The organism is Prosthecobacter sp. (assembly GCF_014879935.1).
GTDB lineage: Bacteria > Verrucomicrobiota > Verrucomicrobiia > Verrucomicrobiales > Verrucomicrobiaceae > Prosthecobacter.
Map to the genome: position 1 here is coordinate 42,744 of NZ_JACSRD010000179.1, position 22,299 is coordinate 65,042.

The following is a 22,299-nucleotide window of genomic DNA, read 5'->3' on the forward strand; positions in this document are numbered from 1 at the left end:
TGGGTTGGGTTCAGCGTGGCTTTGCCTCGTCGATGAAGCGACGCAGCTCGGCGATTTCATCATCGGAGAGCCTCGCCTTCGGATCACTCAGGTAGGCGGCGAGCGCCTGGGAGATCGAGCCGCCGAAAAAAGTGCTCACCACGCGGCTCAGCGTCGATTTCCCGGCCTTTTCCCGCGAGACGACACTGCGATACACAAACTCCCGGCCCTCGGTGCGATGCTTGAGCTGCCCTTTCTCCTCCAGGATGGTCAAAATCGAGCGTAGCGCCGGTCGCGTAGGCGGATCCGCCATTTCCTCCAGGATTTGCGACAGCGTGGCCTCGCCCAAGGCGAAGACGATTTCCATGACCTCACGTTCCCGGCGGCTCAGATTGTCCATGGGCTGATTTTTCAACCTTTAAGACTCAAGGTCAAGCTTGAAGGTTGATTTTTCAGCCCTTGCTGCAAGAGCGCTTCAGGCCAGTATCTCCTTCACGACGTTACCATGCACATCGGTGAGCCGGTAATCGCGGCCCAGATGCCTCCATGTGAGCTTTTCATGATCGAGGCCGAGTTGATGCAGGATCGTGGCGTGCAGGTCGTGGAGGTGGACTTTGCCGGAGACGGGGCGGAAGCCGAAGTCGTCGGTCTCGCCGAAGGTGAGGCCGGGTTTGATGCCGCCACCGGCGAGCCAGGTGCAAAAGCTTTCGGGTTGATGCTCGCGGCCGTGTTTCTCGATTGGCGAGGTGCCGCTGAGGTCCTGGCTCCACGGCGTGCGGCCAAACTCGCCGCTCCAAATGACGAGCGTGTCTTCGAGAAGACCGCGTGACTTGAGATCTTTGATGAGCGCGGCGCAGGGCTGGTCGGTGCCGGCGCAGCTTTTCGGCAACGCGTTACGGATGTCACCATGATGATCCCAGCCGCCCATGGTGACCTGGACGAAACGCACGCCGGCTTCGCTCAAACGACGCGCGAGCAGGCAGGCTCGGGCGTTCTTGTCGCAGTCTTTGTTGCCGATGCCATACAGCTTCTTCGTGGCCTCGGACTCGCTGGAGATGTCCATGAGTTCCGGCGTGGCCGTTTGCATGCGAAAGGCGATCTCCATGCTCTCGATCATGCCTTCCATGCGTGCATCGCCAGGCGCTTGATCGAGCAGGCGACGGTTCATGCGCTGGGTGAAGTCGATGCGGGCGCGTTGCGATTTCGCATCGCCGGAAATGTCGGCGAGGTAGTCGATGGGCGATTGCTTGGCGTCCTGCGGCACGGTGACTTTCGTGCCCTGATGCGCGGCGGGGAGGAATCCGGAGCCGTAGAGCCGCGTGTCGCTGTCGGGATGGATGGTGATGAAGCTCGGCAGGCTTTGATTCTCCGTGCCGAGGCCGTAGCTGACCCACGAGCCGAGCGAGGGACGCACGTCCGCCGTGATGCCGGTGTGAAATTGAAGCGCGGCGGGCTGGTGCTGGTTGTTGTCCGAATGCATCGCCCGCAGCAGGCAGATCTCATCCGCGATGCTCGCGGTGTGCGGCAGCAAATCGGAGATCATCATGCCGCTCTGTCCACGTGGCCGCACCTCGCCATGCGTCGCCAGCGCGAGGAATTTGTCCGTGCCGACGCGGAGTTCGTTCGTGTTGATCGGCGCATGGATCGTCTGGCCATGCATGCGCTTGATGTAGCTCTTTGGGTCAAAGAGGTCCGGCTGCGAAGGCCCGCCGGACATGAAGAGGAAGATCACGCGTTTCGCCTTCGCAGGCAAACGAGGCGCCCTCAGCGCGAGCGGACTCTCCGCAGCCTGCACGAGGTCGCGCAAAGCGAGCGCACCGAAACCGCAAGCAGTGTTCTGAAGCCAGGCGCGGCGGGAAATGGACGAGGCAGTCATGGTGCAAGCGGGTTGAACTTCGCGGGGAAGAACGCCGATGCATCATCTGCCTTTTCATACGCCTTCAAGGGCCGGACGGGCACGTGGGTCGAATTGGATGGGATACCCGGCCGACCACAACCACGCACGTTTCACCCTCAGTCCAGCCAGATGACCAACGCCCGCCTCAATTCAGCGCTGGACGTGACACGCAGTGTCTCATCGACCTCCAGCCGTGCTTTGTGGCCGTTTTGGGAGATTTCGAGGAAGACGGGGAGGTCGCCGGGGAATTGGGTGAGGACTTCGTGGATGCGTTCGAGATCGGTTTCGTCGTGCTGGCGGGTGTTGAGCTTCAGCACGATGGGTTTCGGGGGCGCGGGCGGTTTGGGAGGCGGCGGCAGCGAGGGGTCGGGATCGCCGGCGTTGCGCGGCTTCGCGGCCTTGGGCTTGAGCGGTTTGGCGTCGTTGCAGGTGCAGCGGTTGCCGTCGGTCTTTTGATCCTTGCTGACGCGGACGCGGAAGGCCATCACGGCGCCGTTGGCGAGCACGTCCTTGAGTTTCTCGTAGTCGTCGCTCCAGCACATCATCTCCTGCACGCCGGTGAAGTCTTCTACTTTGAAGGTGGCGAAGGGACGGTTGTCCTTCTTCGAGTAACGCACCTCTAGCTGGCTCAATATGCCGGCGATGGTGTGCGTGCTGGGCTTCTCCTTGGTGTCGATCTCCTCAATGCCCGCGATCTTGATGAGCTTGGGCGAGTCAAAATGGCCGCGGTAGCTGTCGAGCGGATGGCCGCTGACGTAGAAGCCGAGCAGTTCCTTTTCAAAGGCGAGCACCTCATCCGTGCTCCACACCAGCGCGGGCTCGGTGGACTCGTTCTTCTTCGATTTCTTCGGTTTGCCGAGGTCGAAATCGTCAAACAGGCCGCCCTGCCCTGCCTTCTTGTCCTTTTGCATCGACGCGGCGGAGGCGAGCACCTGTTCGAGCTTGGCGAACATGACTGCCCGCAACTCGCCGGTGAAGTCGAACGCGCCGGCCTTCACGAGCGCTTCCATGAGTTTTTTGTTCACTGCACGGTTGTCCATGCGCGCGGCGAAGTCTTCGAGGCTGGTGTAGGGGCCGTTTTGCTCGCGTTCCGCAATCGCGGCCTCCATCGCCCCTTCACCGACGTTTTTGATGGCGCTGAGCCCGTAGCGGATGGCGTTGGGGATGTTCATGGAGGCGGGGACTCCGTCCCCGTTGCCATCGGGGGACAGAGTCCCCCGCTCCTTGGCGAGTTCTTCGACGAACTCGGGAGCGAATTTCAGAGCCGACTTGTTGATATCCGGCGGCAACACGCGAATGCCCATCTCGAAGCACTCGGAGACGAAGTTGGCGATCTTGTCGGGATTGCTGATTTCGTAACTGAGCACGCCCGCCATGAATTCGACGGGGTAGTTGGCCTTCAAATAGGCCGTGCGATACGTGACGATCCCGTAGGCGGCAGAGTGGGATTTGTTGAAGCCGTATTGCGCGAACTTTTCGAGCAAATCGAAGACGGCGTTGGCCTGCTTTTCGGGGATGCCGTTCGTTTTGAGGCAGCCTTCGACGAAGGTGAGTCGCTGACGCGCCATCTCGGCGGCGTCCTTCTTGCCCATGGCACGGCGCAGCATGTCAGCGCCGCCGAGGGAGAAGCCCGCGAGCACGTTCGCGGCCTGCATGACCTGTTCCTGATAAACCAGGATGCCGTAGGTCTCCTTGGCGATCTTTTCGAGCAGCGGGTGTGGATACTCGACCTTCTCGAGGCCTTTTTTACGCGCGATGTAGTCGGGAATGAACTGCATCGGCCCCGGACGATACAGGGCGAGGATAGCGATGATTTCCTCGATGGTGTCCGGCCCGAGCTGTTTGCAGGTGTTCACCATGCCGCCAGATTCCATCTGGAACACGGCGACCGTTTCGCCACGCTTGATGAGTTCGAAGGTCTTGAGGTCTTCCAGCGGCGCATCGGCCACTTTGAAGCCGGGCACGCGTTTGTTGATCCAATACTCGGCCTCGTGGATCACCGTCAGCGTTTTGAGGCCGAGGAAGTCCATCTTGAGCATGCCGAGCTCAGTGAGCGGCTTCATCGCGTATTGCGAGAGGATCGCCTCATCCTTGTCGCGTGTGAGGGCGATGAAGTTGTCGAGACGACGGTCACCAATGACGACGCCGGCGGCGTGAACGCCGGTGCCGCGTGTCAGGCCTTCGAGGAAGGTGGCGTGCCTCCAAAGCTCCTGCGCGTTCGTGTCCGCTTCGAGCTTGGCCGCGAGCTCGGGGTTCTTCTTCACCGACTCCTCAAGGTCGATGTTCAGCTCGTTCGGAATCATCTTCGCGAGCGCATCGCTGTCGCCGTAGCTCCAGCCGAGCACGCGGCCGACATCGCGGATGACCGATTTGGCCCCCATCGTGCCGAAGGTGATGATGTGGCAGACGCTGAGGTCGCCGTATTTTTCGCGGACGTATTGGATGACCTCCGGTCGGCGCGTCTGGCAGAAGTCGATGTCGATATCAGGCGGCGAAACACGCTCTGGATTGAGGAAACGCTCGAAAACGAGCTCGAAGCGCAGCGGATCGATGTCCGTGATGCCGAGGCAGAATGCCACGAGCGATCCGGCGGCCGATCCGCGGCCCGGACCGACGGGAATGCCGTGCTCGCGAGCCCAGTTGATGAAGTCCCAAACGATGAGGAAGTAGCTGGTGAAGTTTTTCTCCTTCAGCAATGCGAGTTCCACCTCCATGCGCTGGTGGAGCACCTCGTCATTGAGGGCGCGGTCGCGGCCGTAACGGCGTTCGAGTCCTTCCTGCGTGAGTTTGCGGAGATACTCGTTTCGATCCCCGCCATCGGGCATCGGATACTGCGGGTAGCGGTCGATGGAGGTGGAGTCGAGGTGGATTTTGACGTCGCAGCGCTCGGCGATCTCGAGCGTGGCATCGCAGGCCTCGGGCACTTCCGCAAACAGCGCCCGCATCTCCTCGGCGGTCTTGAAATGGACCTCCGGGGAGTACGTCATGCGGTTCTGGTCGTAGATGCTCGCGCCAGTGCCGATGCAGATCATGATGTCGTGGGACTCGTGGTCCTCACGTCGCAGGAAGTGGACGTCGTTGGTGGCGACGGTCTTGAGGCCGTATTCCCTGCCCCACTCGATCATCTGGCGGGCGCTCTTGCGCTGCGCCTCCATGTTGTGGTCCTGGATCTCCAGATAGAAATTCTCCGGGCCGAAGATGTCACGAAACTCCTGCAGGCTCTTCTCCGCCTCATCTTTGCGATCGGAGAGCAGCAGTTCGTTGATCTCGCCATTGATGCAGCCACTGAGGCAGATGAGGCCCTTTGAATGCTGGCGCAGGAGTTCCTTGTCCGCCCGCGGCTTGTACCACTGACCGTGCAAGTGCGCCTGGGAGACAAGTTTGGAGAGGTTGTCGAACCCCTCGTTCGTCGAGGCCAGCAGCGTGAGGTGAGAGGCGCGTTTCCGGCCGGGCACCTCCTGTTTGTCGTGCATGGAGCCGGGTGCCAGGTAGATCTCGCAGCCGAGAATGGGCTTCACCACCTTCGCGAGCTGCTCCTCCGTCACCACCTCGCCCTTTTTGGGCTTTGGCTTGGTCTTCATCGCCGCCATGTAGAAGTCGATCGCGCCGAAGAGATTGCCGTGGTCCGTGATCGCCACGGCGGGCATCTTGTATTCCTGAGCCTTCTTCACGAGCTGGTCAATCCGCACCGCACCATCGAGCAGTGAGTAGTCGGAATGCAGGTGAAGATGGACGAAGGAGTCAGACATGAGCGAATGGGGGCCTCCGAATGACGGATTTCGGCTGGCCTGCCAGTTTTAGCCAGCCCGGATAGATTGGACAGCAGGAGTTGTTCACAATCGCCGCGTCATCACTCGTCCCAGCCGAAGGTGCCCAGTTTGATCCAGTACCCGTTCAAGAGGACGACATGCCCTGCCCAGCCGCCGCCATTCATCGCTCCACCGCGGGTGGTGCGCACTTTGAACTCGTAGGCAGGAGCGATCCAGCCACGGGCCAGTTTGGCGAGCAGGCTTTTGTCCTCCTGCCGGATCGACGTGGAGGATGATCCGGCAAGCGTGATCTGCACATGCTCGCCAAACTCCTTGGTCTTCTTGTCGCGAATAATGCTGCCGTGCCTCGCATTGGCGGGTGGTTCAGCCGGTTCGATGAGGCTTCCGGGCCTCCAGCCGGGATAATGGGCGTCCAGCACCGGCTTCATCTCGGGCACGGGATCGAGGTCATTGATCGAAATGAAGATCACCAGCGGAGGTGGCGCATCTTTGACGGGTGGTGCCAGCGGATCAGGCGTTTTGGCTGGCTGGCCCAGCACCTCGCGCCAGACCGGGACGGGGATTTCATCCAGCATCCTGCGGTCGTGACCGGCCAGCTCACGTTTGAGAGCCTCCAGGCATCCGTTCAGCTCTTTTTCGTCCGAGCAACGGGCCAGGTCATCCACCGGTTTGTCATTGTAATAATCCAGCGCCAGCGGATCGGCTCCTTTCGCGAGCAGATGGCGGATCATGTCCGGTTTTCGTGCGGAAACGGCCACGTGCAGCACCGTCTGACCATCCTCGGGATCGACAGGCTTGTTGACCTGCAATCCCGCCTTCAGCAGGGCGTCCATCAGCGTCGTGTTTCCAGACCAGACGGCGGCTTTGGCCGCTCCACGCAAATCGCGATGTTCGGAGGTGACGTCTGGATCGTCCTCATGGGACAAAACACGGGTGGCAGGCCATAAACCCAGGATCAGCAGCAGGGAAAGACGGTTCATCGGTGGAAATGCGCCCAAGATCGTAGTCACAAGTCCCCCACGATGTCACCCCTCATTCGTCCTTCTTCGGCCGCTGGTGCCAGCGATGATGATGGCGGTATTTGTTGAGCAGGCGCCAGCCTTGAAAAAGCAGCACGAGCACGGCTGCCAGGAGCAGTCCCACGGCCATTCGACCGGCCGATGAACTGGCTGCGGGCTTCGGCGCGACCCCAGGCTTTGCGTTTGGCACGAACGTCAACTCAAACGGCCGGCTGGTCTCGCCAGGAAAAATCACCTGGGGCCGGGCGGCGGAGCCGCCTTTCTGCTGGGGCAGCAGGATCAGGGTGGTGTTCGCATCCTTCGCAAAATCCACCTGGAAGCTGGCAGCCCCGGGAGGGACCGATCCCTGGACCCGGGCCAGGAAATGGACTTCCTGGGTGTCCGGTTCGAGCGGCGTGTTGTCCTCCCCGTCGATCGGCTGGATTTCGCAAGCTGGGAGCGCTGTCTTTTGTCCACCGAAGAGCAGCCCCAGCGCCGCGACGAGGTATTCCTGAGCCTTCGCCTTCGTGGCCGCCGCCTGCTCCGCCGACTGCTCCTGATACCACGAGGCGGGCACCGGCGGCAGACTGGTGGGGTCAGAGGCCAGAAAAGTGCGCGGGTCCACATTGATCTGCAAAGCGTAGCGGCCGTCGGCAGCGAATTCCGCCTCCACCGTCATGTTCGGGACCACGTGAGCACCCGCGCTGCCTGCCGCCAGCGTCAGCAGCCCCACGGCATTCAGAAAAGGACGGCTGAAAAAACGGACAACCATGACCCATCATGGAGGCGGGAGCGGCCAAGGCAAACGCATCGTTGGACGGCATGGGAGCGGCCGTCCGCTTGCCGCCTGTTTTTGGGGTGGTGCTTTTTGAGCGGAGAAAGAACCCGTGAAAAACCTTGTAGCTAATGCCTGCCCGCGCTTGACTAGTGGCGCGTAAATTGCTTCAAAAACGGTTTAGCAACCAACCCGCATGGGAGCCACCCTCAGATCCATCGAGAAAGGTCAGGAGATAGTCCTCGAAGACTTCAACCTGATCGGCCGCAGTCCGGATGCCTCCATCCGTCTGCTGGACGGTGGCGTGTCCCGGCAGCATGCCACCATCCGCCGTGATGGCGCCCTGTTCTGGGTGTCCGACCTCGGCAGCGCCAACGGCAGCTTCGTCAACGACGTGGCCGTCACCACCGCCCGCGCCCTGCGTCATGGCGACCGCGTGCAGTTCGGCACCAGCGTCTTTATTTTTGACAGTCAGGACGACGAACGTCCGCCCAGCGAGACCAGCAACGTCAGCACCCAGTCCCTGCACACCATCGCCCTGCCGGTGAAGACCGTGAAGGCCACCCTGCTCGTCGGCGACCTGCGTAATTTCACCTCCCTTTCGGCCCAACTCAGTGCCGAGGAGGTCGCTGCCATGCTGCGTGAATGGTATGCGCAGTGCGAGCAGGTCCTGAAATCGCGTGATGCCATCATCGACAAGTTCATTGGCGACGGTGTCTTCGCCTACTGGCCGGGAGACGATCCCAGCACCCGCGTGAAGGCCACCGAAGCCGCCAAACTGCTCAGCGGCCCGGATGCCGGCAACTCGCCCAAGCGCAAATGGCTGCGCGAGAACATGAACCTCGAAGTTCACTGCCACATCGGCTTGAACATCGGCGATGTCGCCCTCGGAGCCATGGGCCGTGGCAACACCACCGCCGTGGGTGAAGCCGTGAACGTCACCTTCCGCATCGAGAGCCTCACCCGGAAGCTGCAGGTGCCCGTGCTCGCCGGAGCGCCTTTCCTTCAAGGCTGGCCGGAAGGCCTGCGGCTCTACCAAAACGCCGGCATTCATCCGGTCAAAGGCCAGCCAGACCCCGTCGAGGTTTACTCGTTGAGCGACTTCCCCACCGTCACGATCCCCACCTGAGGGATCGAGAGGTAGCAGCCTATGTCCTCCCGCGTCATGCGATAGAGAAACCACTCGCTCATCCGTTTCGCACCGAGGCGCTGCTCATACACGCGCTGCGCGTTCACATTCCAGTCCAGCGCCGTCCATTCCATGCGGCCGCAACCGCGCTCGTAGGCCAGACTCGCCGCTTTTTTCAGCAGCGCACCGCCCACACCCGCGCCGCGATGCTCCGGCAGCACAAACACATCCTCGATGTAGAGCGTCGGCAGCGCGAGGAAGCTCGAATACGTCTCCACGAGGATCAAATACCCGCACGGCACCTCCGCGCCGTCCACAAACGCCAGCCACACCTCGATCCGTGGCCTGTCACTGAGCGCATCCTCCACCAGCCGCCCCTGCGCCGCCGCATCCGGCGGCGTCAGCTTCTCAAACTTCGCCAACGCGATGACGAGCTGGCAAAACGAAGCCGCATGCTCGCGGGTGAGAGGCTGGAGCGAAATGCTCATGCTGTCAAAACCGGATCCCCAAACAGCGTGAAGTGCCCGGCCTCGGTGATGCGGACTTTGAAGATCTCGCCGGTGTGGCGTGCGGGGTTGCCGTCGAAGACGACGATGCGGTTGCTGCCGGTGCGGCCGGTGAGGCGCTCGGAGTTGGTCTTGCTGGGGCCTTCGCAGAGGATCTCGACCTCTTTGCCGACGAGCGCGTCATACATCGGCAGGGCGATGCTGTTGACGAGGGCGAGGAGGTCTTGATTGCGCTCTTCTTTGACCTTTTCAGGCACTTGCAGAGCGTCTTCCATCTCGGCGGCGGGGGTGCCGCGGCGTTTGGAGTAGCGGAAGACGAAGGCGTTGTCGAAACGGATGTCTTCGAAGAGCTTTCGCGTCTCCAGGTAGTTCTCCTCCGTCTCGCCGGGGAAGCCGACGATGACATCGGTGGTCACGGCGATGCCGGGACGCGCGGCGCGGATGCGCTGGATGAGTTCAGTGAACTTCGCCGTCGAGTATGGACGGTGCATGCGCTTCAAAATGGCATCGCTGCCGCTTTGCACGGGCAGGTGGACGTGCTCGGCGAGCTTCGGCAGGTAGGTGAAGGCCTCGATGAGGTCCTTTTTGTAGCCGATGGGATGCGGGCTGGTGAAACGGATGCGCTGGATGCCGGGCACCTCGTGCACGGCCTCCAAAAGCTGCACGAAGGGGCTTTTGCCATCGAAAGCGGGGAATTCGTGGCGGCCGTAAAGATTCACGATCTGGCCGAGCAGCGTGACTTCCTTCACACCGCGATCCGCGAGGCGTTTCACCTCCTCCACGATGTCGGCGATGGGACGGCCGCGTTCCTCGCCGCGTGTGTAGGGCACGATGCAGAAGGTGCACTTCATGTTGCAGCCCTGCATGATGCTCACGAAGGCGCTGGCCTGCTTTTCCTTCAGCGTGTGGTCGCGGATGGTGTTCTGCGACTGCTCCTCCTCCTCGACATCGACGATGGAGAAACGCTCGTCGTCCATGAGCGTCGCCTCTTTCTTGCGGATGATCTCATCGACGTAATCGACGACGCGGTGATACTTCTGCGTGCCGACGACGAGATCGACGCTGGCCTTGTCCACGAGCTCGCTGCCACGGCTCTGCGCCATGCATCCCATGAAGCCGGTGACGAGCGGGATGCGCCGACGACGCACCATGCCCATCTTGCCCAGCGCCTTCTGCTCGGCCTGATCGCGCACGGAGCAGGTGTTGATCAAAACCACATCTGCGTCCGTGTCGGTCGCCGTCATGGTGTACCCGCGCTCGACGAACATCTGCGACACCTGCTCGGTGTCGCGCTCGTTCATCTGACAGCCGTAGGTTTTGATGTGGACGCGGGGCATTGGGGGGCTGGGAGAGTAGCTTTCCGCAGAAGAGGGCGCAAGAGGCGGCGAGGCCGTGAAATGACGAATGCCGAATTCCGAAGGTTTGCGGCATTCGGACTTGGTCATTGATTCGTCATTCGTCCTTCTGTTTTGGTCATTCGTTCACGCTTTGATCTCAAAGATCGCCTCGACCTCCACCGCGGCCCCGGTGGGGAGCTGCGCGAAGCCGAGGGCGCTGCGGGCGTGGTAGCCATCGCCTTCCTTGCCGAAGATTTCGTGCAGGAGGTCGCTGCAGCCGTTGATGACGAGATGCTGGTCGCTGTAGTCGAGCGTGGAGTTCACGCAGCCGAGCACTTTGATGACCTTCAGGCCGTCGAGGGTGCCATGGACGTTCCAAACCGAGTTCAGAATCTTCTCGGCGCAGTTTTTCGCCGCCTTGTAACCGTCTTCTGTCGAGACTCCCGCGCCCAGCTTGCCCTTCAGATCGCTGACGTGGCCGGAGGTGAGGAGCTGGCTGCCGCTGCGGATGCAGAGGTTCAGATAGCCGGGGGTCTGCTTCGCGAAGGTGATGCCGAGGGATTCTGCTTTTTGCTGGGGAGTCATGGTCGGGTGCTGAGTTTCAAGGTTCAGGTTCCAAGTGTTGCCTTGGAGGCGCTTGATAACGGACCTCGCCGATCATTTCCATTCTTCAGTTCCCAATTTTCGAGTCCCCTCGCGTAAAGAACGAGGCCGCGCACCTGTCGCTCGTTTCAAACAAGACCCAGCAACTGCTTCAGCTCTTTCTCACTCGCGCTGGTGGCCAGGAGGTAGGTCTGGCGCCCATCACTCCAGCTTGCCATGTGCCAGCGGTCCCGAGTTTCGAGGCGTGGCGGGGTGTGCGGCACATCCGAGGCGTCTGAGGCACCATTGATGACCACCAGGTGCGCCTCTTTGCCGCCATCGAGCTTGAAACAAATGATGGTGGCGGGCCGGCCTGCGACCTGGATGCGTTTGCAGCCAAAAGTCGGCCGGCTCGCAATCGTGCCGGGCAGACGGCCAGGGCTGGGTGAGCGGGTGGCTGCCAGCAGCCGTCTCACCTCATCCAGATTTGGAGCCCGCTGGTCGAGCCGCGCCATGCCGTGCTCCACCTTGATGACGGCGGCGAGGGACTCGGACTGCCAGGCGGGCATGTCCCCATGCACAGGCAGGAACAGGGTGAAACCAGCCACGACGCATGCTGCGGCGGCGGTGGCGAGTGCCGTCATGGTCCAGCGAAGTCGCCGACGATTCACCGCCGGCTTCACGTTCCTCAGGATGCTGTCACGAAGGCCAGGCGGTGCGGCCGTGGTGAACGCGGCGGCGACGGATTCATCGAAGGCCGTGCGTTGCGCATGCCATGCGGCGAGCCGGGCGTCACTCTCCAGCATGGCACGGGCCTCCGGCGACGCGTCCTGCGGCCGGAGCGTCGTGGCGTCGAGTTCGAGTCTGGCTTCTTCGCGTGTCACGTCTGAAAGGTGGCGGGAATGATGTTTCCCTGAAGTTTGAGGAGGATCTGGCGCAGGTGGTCCTTTCCGCGGGACAGTCGTGACATCACGGTGCCAATGGGAATGGCGAGCGCCTCGGCGATCTCACGATAGGACAGCTCCTTGAGGTAGAACAGCACGAGCGGGGCGCGGTAATTCGGATCGAGCTGCCCCAGCGCCGTCTGCAGCGTGGCACTGTCCACGTGGGGGTTTCCGCCTTCGTCGTCCATCTGTGCCGAGCCGTGCAAGTCAGGCTCGAACTCGACCTGCTCATGCTTTTTCTCCCGCCGGGCGATGCTGAGCCACTCGCGGTAGATCGTGGTGAAGAGCCAGGTCTTGACCTTCGCAGGATCCCGCAGGGTGTGGCCCTTCCTCGCCCACTGGAGAAAGGTCTGCTGCACGAGGTCCTGCGCCGTGGCCTCCCGGCGGCACATGCTGAGAGCGAAGCGGTGGAGGCCCTCGTAATGGGCGTCCACGATCTGCTCGAAGCTGGGCACGGCATCAGTCACGCGGCGAGGTATGGGACGGATTGCAGGCAGTTCAATGCCGACTTGGAAGGTGAGCTCCATGCATTGGGAGGGATCATTTCGGTGTGGGAGAAGCCGGCTGGCGCATTATTCCGGGAAAGCCCCATTTTTTGCGGGCGGGGCCGGAAAGTCCGGTTTATGTGCCGCCCGAAAACCGACATGGCCCTCCCAACCAAACACATCCACTTCATCGGCATCTGCGGCACGGCGATGGGCTCGACCGCAGTCGCGCTGCGGGCGCTCGGCCACACCATCAGCGGTTCCGATGCACAGGTCTATCCGCCGATGAGCGATGTGCTGCGGAATGCCGGGATCACGGTGACCGAGGGCTACAAACCGGAGAACCTGCCAGCCGGAGCGGATGTTTATGTCGTCGGAAACGCCATCTCCCGCGGCAATCCGGAGCTGGAGACGCTGCTGGAGAAAAAGCTGCCTTATGTCTCGATGGCGGAGATGCTGAAGCGGGAGGTGATCCAGGGCAAACGCAGCTTTGTGGTCAGCGGCACGCACGGCAAAACGACGACGACAACGATGCTGGCGTGGATTTTCGAGCACGCCGGCAAGGTTCCCGGCTTCATGATCGGCGGCGTGCCGGAGAACTTCGATTCGGGCGCCCGGTTCACCCACTCTGACCTGTTTGTGATCGAGGGAGACGAGTACGACACGGCCTACTTCGACAAGCGCAGCAAGTTCCTGCACTACCTGCCGGAATGCGCGATCGTGAACAACATCGAATTCGACCACGCGGACATCTTCCGCGACCTGGATGACATCCTGCTGAGCTTCCAGCGCTTCCTGAACACCGTGCCGCGCAACGGACTGGTGCTGATCAATGGCGACGATGCGAACTGCCTCACCCTGCGTGCCAAATGCCCCGCACCGCTGAAAACGGTGGGATTGGGGCCGGCGTGTGACTTCCGCATCACGATCACCGGCACCACGCCGGACAGCACGCGGTTCGAGATCAATGGCGACGCGTTCGAGGTGCCGATGATCGGCGAATTCAACGCGCGTAACGCGGCGATGTGTGTCTGTGCGGCGCGTTTTGCGGGATTGAGCGATGACGAGATCCGCGCCGGTCTGCAAAGCTTCCGTGGCATCCGCCGCCGCCAGCAGGAACGCGGCAGCACCCACGGCATCACGGTGATCGACGATTTCGGCCATCACCCCACGGCGATCCGTGAGACCCTGCGCGGCCTGCGGCAGCGCTACCAAGGCCGCCGACTGTGGGCCCTGTTTGAACCGCGCTCAAACACCAGCCGCCGCAATGTCCTGCAAAACGAATTGATCGAGGCTTTGACCGAGGCGGACGCCTCCGTGATCGCTGCCGTGGCCAATCCGGAGAAGGTGGCCGCTGATCAGCGCCTGGACACCGCGAAAGTGGCCGCCGCCGTGACCTCACGCGGCAAACCCTGCTGGTTTGAGGCGAGCACGGACGCGATTGTGAGCCGTTTGAAGTCCGAAAGCCGCAGCGGCGATGTGATCGTCGTCTTCAGCAACGGCGGCTTTGACGGCATCCACGACAAGCTGCTGAAGGCCCTTTGAGCGGAGCGCCGGCTCCAGCGATCCGGTCTTTAATAGATGATCTGCACCTCGTCTCCGACGGCGACTTGGCCGAAGAACTCCTTCGCCTTCTCATACGGCAGCCGGATGCAGCCATGCGATGCCGGACGTCCGGTCACATAGCCGCTGTGCAGGCCGATGGCGCCGCAGTTCAGCCGCATGAACCAGGGCATCGCCACGTGGTACAGGGTGGACGTGTGGCTGCGGTGTTTGTCGGTGATGACATAACGCCCGGCCGGTGTGCCGTAACCCTGTCGGCCGGTGGAGACCATGGTGCTGTTAATGACGCGGCCTTGCTTGGTCACCCAGGCACGCTGGCTGGATAGATCGACCGTGACCAGCGTGTCGGGCTCGGAATCTGGATCACGCCCCAGGAGGACGCGCATGAGGAACAGGTAGCCCTGGGTGGCGGCGAAGTTGATCGGATAGCGGTGATAACGGGTGGTACAGACGCCAGGTCGCGCACCTGCGGCCATCAAAGCGACCGCGCCTTCGACATCCCCACGAGCCGCGCAGCAAATCAGCGGGGTGACGCCACGGTCGCTCTCCATGGCATTGCGCAGGTCCTTGATCATGCAGCGATCGATCACCGACTTGAGCACCGGAGTCTTGAAACGCGTGTTCGGATCGACCCCGCAGTCCAGCAGGGCTTTCAACACCGGCGTGTTGCGACGGAGCGAGGCGACGGCGATGGGCGGCTGTTTTTCGTGCGCCGGCTGGTTCATGTCCACGCCAGCGAGGAACAGGACCCGGACGCATTCAGCCCGCCCCATGCGCACAGCGGCACAGAGCGGCGTATCGCCTCCGAGCGTCATTTCGTGAGGCGAAACTCCCATCGAAATGAGTTTGGCGAGGTGCTCCGGGTCGTCATTGAGCACCGCCTGATAAGCCTGGGGCAGCGCATCCGTGCGCGGCATCAGCTTTGTCCAATGCTGGTCGATCGGATCAATGATGGGGCGCCAAGGTTGCGGCTTGATGACAACCGGCGCCACTTTCTTGGCCGCAGGAACCTTGGCCGCGACCACGGGCTCCGCAGGGACCGGCTTCTTCGGGGCGGGGCTCTGCCTCGCAGCTTCGGCCGCTTTGCGTATCGCCTCACGCTCGGGGTTTTCCGGCATGCGCGGCGGGACGATCCGGCCCAGACCATCGTCCAAAGGCAGTGACGCGCGAATTTCCGCCGCAGTCTCGCTCAAATGGCCGGTCCTCACTTGTCCGGCCGCCGCGGCTGGCAGGACGATGTGGCCGGGCCGGAACAATTCATGGTTCTTCAAAAGATGGATGAGGCCGCTGCAAGCTCCCACGCCCACGACGGGCGGAAGCAAGCAGGCACCAACCATGTTAAGCCATTTCGTTTTCATTTTTGAGTCACAGGCGCGCCATCCATAACAAAAATGACTGGAGTGTCGAGCTTCGATTTTGCTTAGCCATCACCGTGCCAGAACACGAGCCGGGATTGATTAAGTGCGGCGTATGAATTTAAACGATGGCAAAGGAAATTATGGAAATTCAAACAAGGGATGGGACAGTACTGAATGTTGCGTCGTGGACCCACCCAAATCGCCTCTCGCCCGCGCTTTGCGCTTCTGGTGATGGCATTGTTCTGCCTGCACGCTGCTGAAAGCCAGGCCGTGCTGTTTTACGACACTGGCGACTACTCCCACAACACCACCGCGCCGACGGGAATCTTCACCGATTCCGGATGGCAGTATGAAGGCCTGTATGGCAGCTACCTGGGCACGGCGATCGCGCCGCAGTATTTCATCACAGCCCAGCATTTCGGCACGCAAGGCACCACATTCACCCAGAGCGGCATTTTCACCGGCGGGTCTGATGTGACCTACAATGTGGACACGACCGTGAACGCAGGCACCGGCTACTGGGACATCGCGGGCACGGATCTGCGCATCTTCAAAATCCAGGAGTCGTTCTCCAGCTACGCACCGCTCTACACCGGCACTCTCGAGCTCGGAATGACGATGGTGACCATGGGACGGGGCGGCGCCCGAGGCGCGGAAGTGCTGCTCAACGGCAATCTCCACGGCTGGGAGCCAGAACTGGCTGATGGAACGACGCGCTGGGGCAGCAACACCGTGAGCGACATCTACTCCAGTGTTCTGGGCGACTTGCTGATGGCCTCGTTCAGCGCCGGCGGCACCAGCGAGGAGGCCACACTCTCCAACGGCGACTCAGGCGGCGGCGTCTTCGTCAACGACGGCGGCGTGTGGAAGCTGGCAGGCGTCAACTACAGCGTCGATGGCCGCTTTGATTACACTGCGGGCCCCGGAGACGGCTTTGACGCGGCGCTGTTTGACCGCGGCGGATTTTATCAGGGCTCGGATGCCTTCGGCTGGAGCTTCATCACAGACGACGTCGCGGACAATCCCTCCAACATGTTTGCGTCACGCATATCGACCAACGCGACGGCCATCATGGCCATCGCAGTGGTTCCTGAGCCAGGTTCCGTGCTTTTGTTGATGATCGGCTGCGCGTGGGCGGCGGGCACCCGGAAACGCGGCGTCAACCGGCCGGTTTGATCTCCGCAAAGATCAAACGTCCGGCGCTGGTGGGCAGCGTGCCGGAAACCACCACCTCCACGGTCTGGCCGATCTGCGCGGACGCGTTGTTCACCACGATCATCGTCCCGTCCGGCAGATAGCCGACGGCCTGGTTCTTGTCCTTGCCTGGCTTCGTCAGTGGCAGCCGCAATTCATCACCGACGCTGAGCTCCGGATGCAACGCCGCAGCGAGCTCATGAAAACTCAGCACCGTGATGCCACGCAGACGGGCCACTTTGACGAGGTTGTCATCGTTGGTGAGCAGGCGGGCGTTCAGTTCCCGCGCCAGGGTCACCAATTGCACGTCCACCGGGGCGTTTTCGGCACCGGCACTGCCTTCGTGGATCGAAACGTTCATCTCCGCCGACGAGCGCAGCTTTTCCATCATCGCCAGACCGCGTTTTCCGCGCAGCTCCTTGGAGGATTCGGCGGAATCCGACAGACGTTGCAGCTCATCGAGCACGAAACGCGGCACCACCACCGCGCCGCTGAGGAATCCGGTGGCCAGCACGCCCGGCAGGCGGCCGTCGATGATCACATTGGTGTCCAGCAGCATCGGCTCGCCCTCGGAACCATCACGGCGGAAACGAACGTAGGGAATGAGGAAGGCGAACTGGTCGCGATCACTGCGCAGGGCAAAGGTGACGCCGAAAAATGCCAGCGTGCCGTAGATGCAGACCTCCACGATGTTTTGCAGTGCCCCGCCGTCCGGATGATTCTGAAAGTAGGCGAGCTGGAAGACACCGATGCGGGTCAGCAGCCACGCACAAAAAAGGCCGATCGCCAGCCCCAGCGTCGCATGGGAGAAGTCCCGCAGCGTGAAATGCGCCAGCACCGCGTCCAGGACCATCAGCAGGCCCATGAAGACCGCTCCGCTCACCGCCCCCAGCCATGCCTCCTGCTGGAGGCCGAGGGCGATCGCGATGCCGATGAACACCGAGAACGCAAAAAAGAGCGCCCGCACGAGCCGGATGGACCACGATGTCTTCATCAATCAAGAATGCCGAGGGAATAAGAGCAAATGCCCCGCCGGGCAAGAATTCTCCCCGGATTTCCTCAAGGCGTGAAAGCCATCCCGCCGCGCCGGGTGAACTGCAACTGCACGCCCGCTTCCGCGAAGGCTTCACTCATCCCGCGTTCGAGCTCGGCCACGCTGCGTCCGTGCAGCACGAACTCACGCACCGCCTGCTCTTCCGTCATGCCTTGCTCCATGGCCCTCATGAGCCCTTTGACCCCCGCCCCGTCACCATCGTGGTCGAGGAAACTCAGGTAAAAGGTCAGCAGCATGGCCGACACACGGTTCTCATTCGCCGCCGGACCCGTCATGCCCGCCTCCCAATTCGCAGGCGTCATGGCGAGCAGTTCTCCCACATTCAGCATCGCCAGACGGACAGCCTCACCCATCTGCCGCGCTCCGCGTTCACGCAGGCTTTGGCGCAATTGCCCGATGATTTGGGCCGGCGAAAGGCCCTGCGCGGCCACCTGGGCAAATTCGGGCGCGTCAGCCAGCAACCACTCAGGCAGGAGCCGGCGTCGGGCCTTCGGGACTTCCGCAACTTCGGGCACAACGGCCGCTCCATCTGCCGGCTCGCCTTTTTTCATCGCGTAGGCGGCCAGAGGTGACGACTCCGTGGTCTCCAGCAGCGGTTGCAGACTGCGTGCCTCGACCAACGGTGACTCACGAGTGGCATCGGCCGCACGTGCATGGGGCGATTCGTTTTTCAACCAGACCAGGGCTGCTGAAACACCCCCCATCGCCACGCAGAGTGTCATCACCCGGAACCACGTGACCGGACGCGATCCACCCCGCCGGCGTCTTCGAGAGACGAGCCCGGCCTGGTCCACGAGCGCCACGGGCGCATGACATGGGGCATAAGGATGCATGACAAGCGGTACTGACCGGGCCAGAGGGCTGATCGTCAAGGCTCGTGAGATAAGAGTTTCTTCAGAAGGAACCGCTCATTGCATCATCGCCTGCGCCTTCTCCGCCATGAGCGTTTCATCCCGGAACGGTGCCAAAGCGGGGCGCTGCAGTTGAGGATCTTCATCCAGCGTCTTCTCCGCGAGCTGGCGTGCCAGCCGCACCAGACGCGTGTCCGCCAGCAGTTCCCCGAAGCGCAGCGGCGCCTGGCCGCTCTGCGCATGACCCAGCACATCGCCAGGTCCGCGGCGACGCAGGTCCTCCTCCGCAATTTGAAAGCCGTCGCTCGTCTCCTCCATGATCGCGAGGCGCTGGCGGTTCTCCTCGTCCTTGTCCTCGACAAACAGCACGCAGTAGCTCGAATGCGCGCCGCGTCCGATGCGTCCGCGAAGCTGGTGGAGCTGCGCCAGGCCGAAACGCCCCGCATCGTGGATGAACATCACCGTTGCGTTCGGCACATCGATGCCCACCTCGATCACCGTGGTGGAAACCAGCGCGTCCAGCCGCCCATCCCGGAGGCGTTTCATCACGTCTTCCTTCTCCTCGGCGCTCAAACGGCCATGCAGTAGGCCGACTTCGCGCGGCGCGAGCAGTTTCGACCATTCCTCATGGCCTTTCGTCGCCGCACCGGCGTCCAGCTTCTCCGATTCATCGATCAGCGGATACACGATGTAGCCCTGGCGGCCTTCGTCGATCTGCCCGCGCAGAAACTTCGCCGCATCTTTCAGCTTCGACTTCGGCCGCACCTTGGTCACGATCTTCACCCCATCCCGCGGTTTCTGGTCGATCGTCGAGACATCCAGATCCCCGTACACCGTCAACGTCAGCGTGCGGGGGATCGGCGTGGCCGTCATCACCAGCACGTCCGGCGTGTCTCCCTGGCGGATCAGCTTCGCCCGCTGCGCCACACCGAACTTGTGCTGCTCGTCGATCACCACGATCCCCGTGTTGTGCATCAGCTCCGCGTCATGCAGCAGCGCATGCGTGCCGATCACGATCTCGGGTTTTCCCGCGCTCAGCTTTCCGCGCATCAGCTCAAAATCATCCCCGTCCTCACGCTTGTTGCCTGTGCGCAGCGCCACGCGCAAACCCAGCGGCTCCAGCCACTTGCGCGCGTTCCGCGCATGCTGTTCGGCCAGGATCTGCGTCGGGGCCATCAGCACCGCCTGGCGCCCGGATTCCACCGCACGCAGCATCGCGGCGAAGGCCACCACCGTCTTGCCGCTGCCCACGTCGCCATGCAGCAGACGGTTCATCGGCGCGCCGCAGGCCATGTCGCGATGGATCTCCTCCAGACAGCGCTGCTGGGCCGGCGTGAGCTGGAAAGGCAGCTCGTTGAAGAAATCACGCAGCAGCTCGCCCGTGCCCCTCTGCTCCCGTCCACCAGATTCGATCACACGCCGTTTCCGTCGGGCCACGCGGAGCTGGTAGCCGAAAAACTCCTCCAGCGCGAGGTAACGCCGTGCCTGCTCCAGCTTCTCCATGCTGGCTGGAAAATGCGCCTCACGCAGCGCCTTGGATCGTGTGAGTCCCGCGAACTCGCCCTCCGCGCTCGGCGTGGGCAGCAGATCCTCGATGAATGACTCCGGCAACGCCTGAAACACATGCCACGCGGCCACGCGCAACGCCTTCTGCGTCATCGCACCCCGCAGACGATACACCGGCGTGATGCGTCCCGTGTGAATCTGCTCCGCGTCCTCATCCGCGCCGCCTTTGACGATCTCATACTCCGGATGCGCCATGCTCAGGCACCCCTTCGTCTCCTTGATCACGCCATAAACGATCAATTCCTGCCCCTCCGCGATCACACGGCTCATGAACGGCATGTTCCACCAGCGCAGCGTGAGCTGCTGTCCCAGCAACGCGCCCGCGTGCTGCACCACGGCCTCAAACATGCCGGAGCGCCGCCCAAAAAACTTGTTTCCAGTCTTGGTGACCAGCACGTGATGGCAGGACGGCAGCGGCCCCGCCTGGAACGCCAGCGCCTCCATCTGCCGGCGGTCCTCATGCCGGAACGGCAGATGCCAGACCACCTCGGCCACTGTTTTGACACCCTCCTTCGCCAAAGTCCGCGCCGCATGCGCAGGCAGGCCGGGTACCTCGGAGAGAGACAGATCGAAAGGAATCACCGCGTGAGATGGAATGCAGCTCCGCAGGTGTCAACCGCCACGCGCCCTCCGCATCACCCGCCCATCACGACAAATCCGACGCCAGTACCGAATTCGCGGCCCGGAGAGCCAGTTCCTTCGCCTGGGCGATCACGCGCGTGGTCGCGCTGTCGAACAAGTAGGCATGGCAGCTCGGACAGGTCACAGCCCGTGTCACCACAATCGATCCGCAACCTTCACAGACCTTGTACTGCTCCGGATGGGTGGCGATCTTCTCCGCCTGCTTCAGACGTGAATCGGGTTTGCTCTCGTGCGCGCTCATGAGACGCTCGCATGCTACGACGGCTGTCGCAGCGTGCAACTCCGGTGATGCACAACTTGCGCCAAAAATTGCGCTTGTTACGTCGATGTTAATCACCACTCACCCCAGCCCCTCGACGCTCCAGCCATCGCGATACGTCCGCGTGAGCTGGGCATTCAATTCGGGCCTGTTGGCGATTTTGCCGTTCGTGGCATCCCATTCGATCCAGTCGCCCGGATTCCGCTCGGAGAGAACGCCGAGCAAAACGGCCTCCGTCACGGGGCAGCCGTAGGTCGGCAGGTCGGTGGCGGCTTTTGCGCCCTTCATGCAGGCATCCACCCAGTCGGTGTAATGATTCGCGATGCGTGTCTTCGGGTAGGTGTGGCCGGTGAAATTCGCCTCCGGCACCAGCCACGGGCGCTGGCTGTGCGGTTTGAAGATGCCGCCGCTCTCGCCGATGAAGAAAATGCCGCTCGGCGTGTCTTTGGTGAGCACGGAGGGCTTGATGACGCGCTTGTCATACTCGTAGCCGCCGTCCGTCCACGTCATCTTGATCGTGTCGCCCGCCGTGAGCCGCGTGCCGGGGAATTCGAGCTCCAGATGGCGCTTCATCGCATACAGATCGCCCTTGCTGCCCTCGTCGAGGCAGCGTACGCGCTTCGGTGCGGCGAGACCGAGGCAGGCAAACACCACGTCGAAGTAGTGACAGCCCATGTCGCCCATCATGCCGACGCCAAAATCCACCCACGAGCGCCACATCGACGGATGATACGCGCCTTCGAGGAAGGGCACCTCGTTCGCCACGCCGAGCCACAGGTTCCAATCCACGTTCGCCGGCACCGGATCGGCCTCCGCTTTGCGTTGCGTCACTTTCGGCCACCAGCTCGCCTTCTTGTTCTCCCAGCAGATGACTTCCTTCACCTTCCCGATCGCGCCGCTCTTGATCAAATCGACCGCCAGCGACGTCTCGACGCTCGAATGCCCCTGCGTGCCCATTTGCGTCGTCACGCCCGCCTTCGCCGCCTCCGCGCTCAAAATCCGCGCCTCGTGCAAATGATGCGTCAGCGGCTTTTGAAGGTACACATGCTTCTTCGCTCGCAATGCCGTCACCGCCTGCGCCGCGTGCATGTGATCCGGCGTGCCGATCGTGACAGCATCCACGCTGTCGCCCAGCTTCGCGATCATCTCGCGATAATCCCGAAACGTCGCCGCGTCACCGAGCCGCTCCTTCGCCGCCGGGTCCTGCAGCTCCTTTCGCCGCGACGACATGCCCTTCGTCGCCAGCTCCAGCGTCTTCGCATCCACATCACACATGCCGACAATGCGTACCTTCGGATGCTGGAGCACGCTCATCATCGTGTTCCCACCCATCCCTCCAACCCCAATCGAAGCCACCTGAAACATCGAGTTCGGCGACTTCGCGCTCAAAATGGCAGGCGCGGAAACATA

At 62.2% G+C, this 22,299-nt stretch carries 19 protein-coding genes; 3 read left to right on the plus strand and 16 right to left on the minus strand.

The features are described 5' to 3' along the window. Positions 1-10: 10 nt before the first annotated feature. The 5 genes from IAE77_RS19265 to IAE77_RS19285 form a co-directional block, all read right to left on the minus strand. Entirely contained in the window at positions 11-379 is a 369-nt protein-coding gene (locus IAE77_RS19265) for a BlaI/MecI/CopY family transcriptional regulator (RefSeq protein WP_294230108.1), read from the minus strand. Between the two features lie 75 nt (positions 380-454). Next, entirely contained in the window at positions 455-1,855 is a 1,401-nt protein-coding gene (locus IAE77_RS19270; protein WP_294230110.1) for a DUF1501 domain-containing protein, read from the minus strand. Positions 1,856-1,992: 137 nt separating this feature from the next. Beyond that, positions 1,993-5,625 carry a DNA polymerase III subunit alpha gene (dnaE, locus tag IAE77_RS19275; protein WP_294230113.1) on the minus strand — a complete coding sequence of 1,211 codons (3,633 nt, stop codon included), beginning with the start codon at positions 5,623-5,625 and terminating at the stop codon, positions 1,993-1,995. 101 nt (positions 5,626-5,726) lie between these two features. Further along, complete coding sequence (locus IAE77_RS19280; RefSeq protein ID WP_294230116.1) at positions 5,727-6,626, minus strand: ankyrin repeat domain-containing protein; 900 nt, start codon at positions 6,624-6,626, stop codon at positions 5,727-5,729. Between the two features lie 52 nt (positions 6,627-6,678). Beyond that, the gene (locus tag IAE77_RS19285) at positions 6,679-7,416 is read right to left on the minus strand and encodes a hypothetical protein (RefSeq protein ID WP_294230119.1); all 738 of its coding nucleotides are present in this window, start codon (positions 7,414-7,416) and stop codon (positions 6,679-6,681) included. Positions 7,417-7,615: 199 nt separating this feature from the next. Here IAE77_RS19285 and IAE77_RS19290 point away from each other — a divergent pair, with 199 nt between their 5' ends. Further along, entirely contained in the window at positions 7,616-8,548 is a 933-nt protein-coding gene (locus tag IAE77_RS19290; RefSeq protein ID WP_294230122.1) for an adenylate/guanylate cyclase domain-containing protein, read from the plus strand. Here IAE77_RS19290 and IAE77_RS19295 read toward each other — a convergent pair. From IAE77_RS19295 to IAE77_RS19315, 5 genes are all read right to left on the minus strand, one after another. Beyond that, on the minus strand, positions 8,506-9,036 hold the full coding sequence (locus tag IAE77_RS19295) for a GNAT family N-acetyltransferase (protein ID WP_294230125.1): 531 nt from the start codon (positions 9,034-9,036) through the stop codon (positions 8,506-8,508). The genes IAE77_RS19290 and IAE77_RS19295 overlap by 43 nt on opposite strands. Further along, positions 9,033-10,391 carry a tRNA (N6-isopentenyl adenosine(37)-C2)-methylthiotransferase MiaB gene (miaB, locus tag IAE77_RS19300; RefSeq protein ID WP_294230128.1) on the minus strand — a complete coding sequence of 453 codons (1,359 nt, stop codon included), beginning with the start codon at positions 10,389-10,391 and terminating at the stop codon, positions 9,033-9,035. Before miaB ends, IAE77_RS19295 begins: the two co-directional genes overlap by 4 nt. 144 nt (positions 10,392-10,535) lie before the next feature. Then, positions 10,536-10,976: a RidA family protein gene (locus IAE77_RS19305; RefSeq protein WP_294230131.1), complete on the minus strand. Its 441-nt coding sequence runs from the start codon at positions 10,974-10,976 to the stop codon at positions 10,536-10,538. A gap of 146 nt (positions 10,977-11,122) precedes the next feature. Beyond that, entirely contained in the window at positions 11,123-11,857 is a 735-nt protein-coding gene (locus IAE77_RS19310; protein WP_294230136.1) for a hypothetical protein, read from the minus strand. After that, positions 11,854-12,444 (minus strand): RNA polymerase sigma factor, encoded by a 591-nt coding sequence (locus IAE77_RS19315; protein ID WP_294230138.1) that lies wholly within the window; start codon positions 12,442-12,444, stop codon positions 11,854-11,856. Before IAE77_RS19315 ends, IAE77_RS19310 begins: the two co-directional genes overlap by 4 nt. A 117-nt stretch (positions 12,445-12,561) precedes the next feature. On the opposite strand from IAE77_RS19315, the gene mpl reads away from it, so the two are divergent. Then, positions 12,562-13,947, plus strand: a complete 1,386-nt coding sequence (gene mpl, locus IAE77_RS19320) for a UDP-N-acetylmuramate:L-alanyl-gamma-D-glutamyl-meso-diaminopimelate ligase (RefSeq protein ID WP_294230141.1) — start codon at positions 12,562-12,564, stop codon at positions 13,945-13,947. 29 nt (positions 13,948-13,976) lie between these two features. On the opposite strand, the gene IAE77_RS19325 is transcribed toward mpl, so the two are convergent. After that, positions 13,977-15,287, minus strand: a complete 1,311-nt coding sequence (locus IAE77_RS19325; protein ID WP_294230145.1) for a L,D-transpeptidase family protein — start codon at positions 15,285-15,287, stop codon at positions 13,977-13,979. Positions 15,288-15,554: 267 nt separating this feature from the next. Here IAE77_RS19325 and IAE77_RS19330 point away from each other — a divergent pair, with 267 nt between their 5' ends. Further along, the gene (locus tag IAE77_RS19330; RefSeq protein WP_294230148.1) at positions 15,555-16,499 is read left to right on the plus strand and encodes a PEP-CTERM sorting domain-containing protein; all 945 of its coding nucleotides are present in this window, start codon (positions 15,555-15,557) and stop codon (positions 16,497-16,499) included. Here IAE77_RS19330 and IAE77_RS19335 read toward each other — a convergent pair. From IAE77_RS19335 to IAE77_RS19355, 5 genes are all read right to left on the minus strand, one after another. Further along, positions 16,483-17,511, minus strand: coding sequence for a PIN domain-containing protein (locus IAE77_RS19335; protein ID WP_294230150.1), 1,029 nt, complete (start codon positions 17,509-17,511; stop codon positions 16,483-16,485). The two genes, IAE77_RS19330 and IAE77_RS19335, sit on opposite strands and share 17 nt — an antisense overlap. A 65-nt stretch (positions 17,512-17,576) precedes the next feature. Continuing rightward, entirely contained in the window at positions 17,577-18,404 is an 828-nt protein-coding gene (locus tag IAE77_RS19340) for a hypothetical protein (protein ID WP_294230153.1), read from the minus strand. A gap of 75 nt (positions 18,405-18,479) precedes the next feature. Next, positions 18,480-20,570 (minus strand): ATP-dependent DNA helicase RecG, encoded by a 2,091-nt coding sequence (gene recG, locus IAE77_RS19345; protein ID WP_294230156.1) that lies wholly within the window; start codon positions 20,568-20,570, stop codon positions 18,480-18,482. Positions 20,571-20,634: 64 nt separating this feature from the next. After that, the gene (locus IAE77_RS19350) at positions 20,635-20,871 is read right to left on the minus strand and encodes a hypothetical protein (RefSeq protein ID WP_294230160.1); all 237 of its coding nucleotides are present in this window, start codon (positions 20,869-20,871) and stop codon (positions 20,635-20,637) included. Between the two features lie 99 nt (positions 20,872-20,970). Further along, the coding region (locus IAE77_RS19355) for a Gfo/Idh/MocA family oxidoreductase (protein WP_294230163.1) at positions 20,971-22,299 on the minus strand (1,329 nt) is incomplete at its 5' end.

What these genes read in the sequence shown, in the direction of transcription:
- dnaE (WP_294230113.1), bottom strand. Translation starts at nt 5,625, where the DNA reads ATGTCTGACTCCTTCGTCCATCTTCACCTGCATTCCGACTACTCACTG.
- mpl (WP_294230141.1), top strand. Translation starts at nt 12,562, where the DNA reads ATGGCCCTCCCAACCAAACACATCCACTTCATCGGCATCTGCGGCACG.
- IAE77_RS19290 (WP_294230122.1), top strand. Translation starts at nt 7,616, where the DNA reads ATGGGAGCCACCCTCAGATCCATCGAGAAAGGTCAGGAGATAGTCCTC.
- IAE77_RS19280 (WP_294230116.1), bottom strand. Translation starts at nt 6,626, where the DNA reads ATGAACCGTCTTTCCCTGCTGCTGATCCTGGGTTTATGGCCTGCCACC.
- IAE77_RS19340 (WP_294230153.1), bottom strand. Translation starts at nt 18,404, where the DNA reads ATGCATCCTTATGCCCCATGTCATGCGCCCGTGGCGCTCGTGGACCAG.
- IAE77_RS19265 (WP_294230108.1), bottom strand. Translation starts at nt 379, where the DNA reads ATGGACAATCTGAGCCGCCGGGAACGTGAGGTCATGGAAATCGTCTTC.
- IAE77_RS19350 (WP_294230160.1), bottom strand. Translation starts at nt 20,871, where the DNA reads ATGAGCGCGCACGAGAGCAAACCCGATTCACGTCTGAAGCAGGCGGAG.
- IAE77_RS19295 (WP_294230125.1), bottom strand. Translation starts at nt 9,036, where the DNA reads ATGAGCATTTCGCTCCAGCCTCTCACCCGCGAGCATGCGGCTTCGTTT.
- IAE77_RS19270 (WP_294230110.1), bottom strand. Translation starts at nt 1,855, where the DNA reads ATGACTGCCTCGTCCATTTCCCGCCGCGCCTGGCTTCAGAACACTGCT.
- IAE77_RS19305 (WP_294230131.1), bottom strand. Translation starts at nt 10,976, where the DNA reads ATGACTCCCCAGCAAAAAGCAGAATCCCTCGGCATCACCTTCGCGAAG.
- IAE77_RS19315 (WP_294230138.1), bottom strand. Translation starts at nt 12,444, where the DNA reads ATGGAGCTCACCTTCCAAGTCGGCATTGAACTGCCTGCAATCCGTCCC.
- IAE77_RS19335 (WP_294230150.1), bottom strand. Translation starts at nt 17,511, where the DNA reads ATGAAGACATCGTGGTCCATCCGGCTCGTGCGGGCGCTCTTTTTTGCG.
- IAE77_RS19330 (WP_294230148.1), top strand. Translation starts at nt 15,555, where the DNA reads ATGGCATTGTTCTGCCTGCACGCTGCTGAAAGCCAGGCCGTGCTGTTT.
- IAE77_RS19285 (WP_294230119.1), bottom strand. Translation starts at nt 7,416, where the DNA reads ATGGTTGTCCGTTTTTTCAGCCGTCCTTTTCTGAATGCCGTGGGGCTG.
- miaB (WP_294230128.1), bottom strand. Translation starts at nt 10,391, where the DNA reads ATGCCCCGCGTCCACATCAAAACCTACGGCTGTCAGATGAACGAGCGC.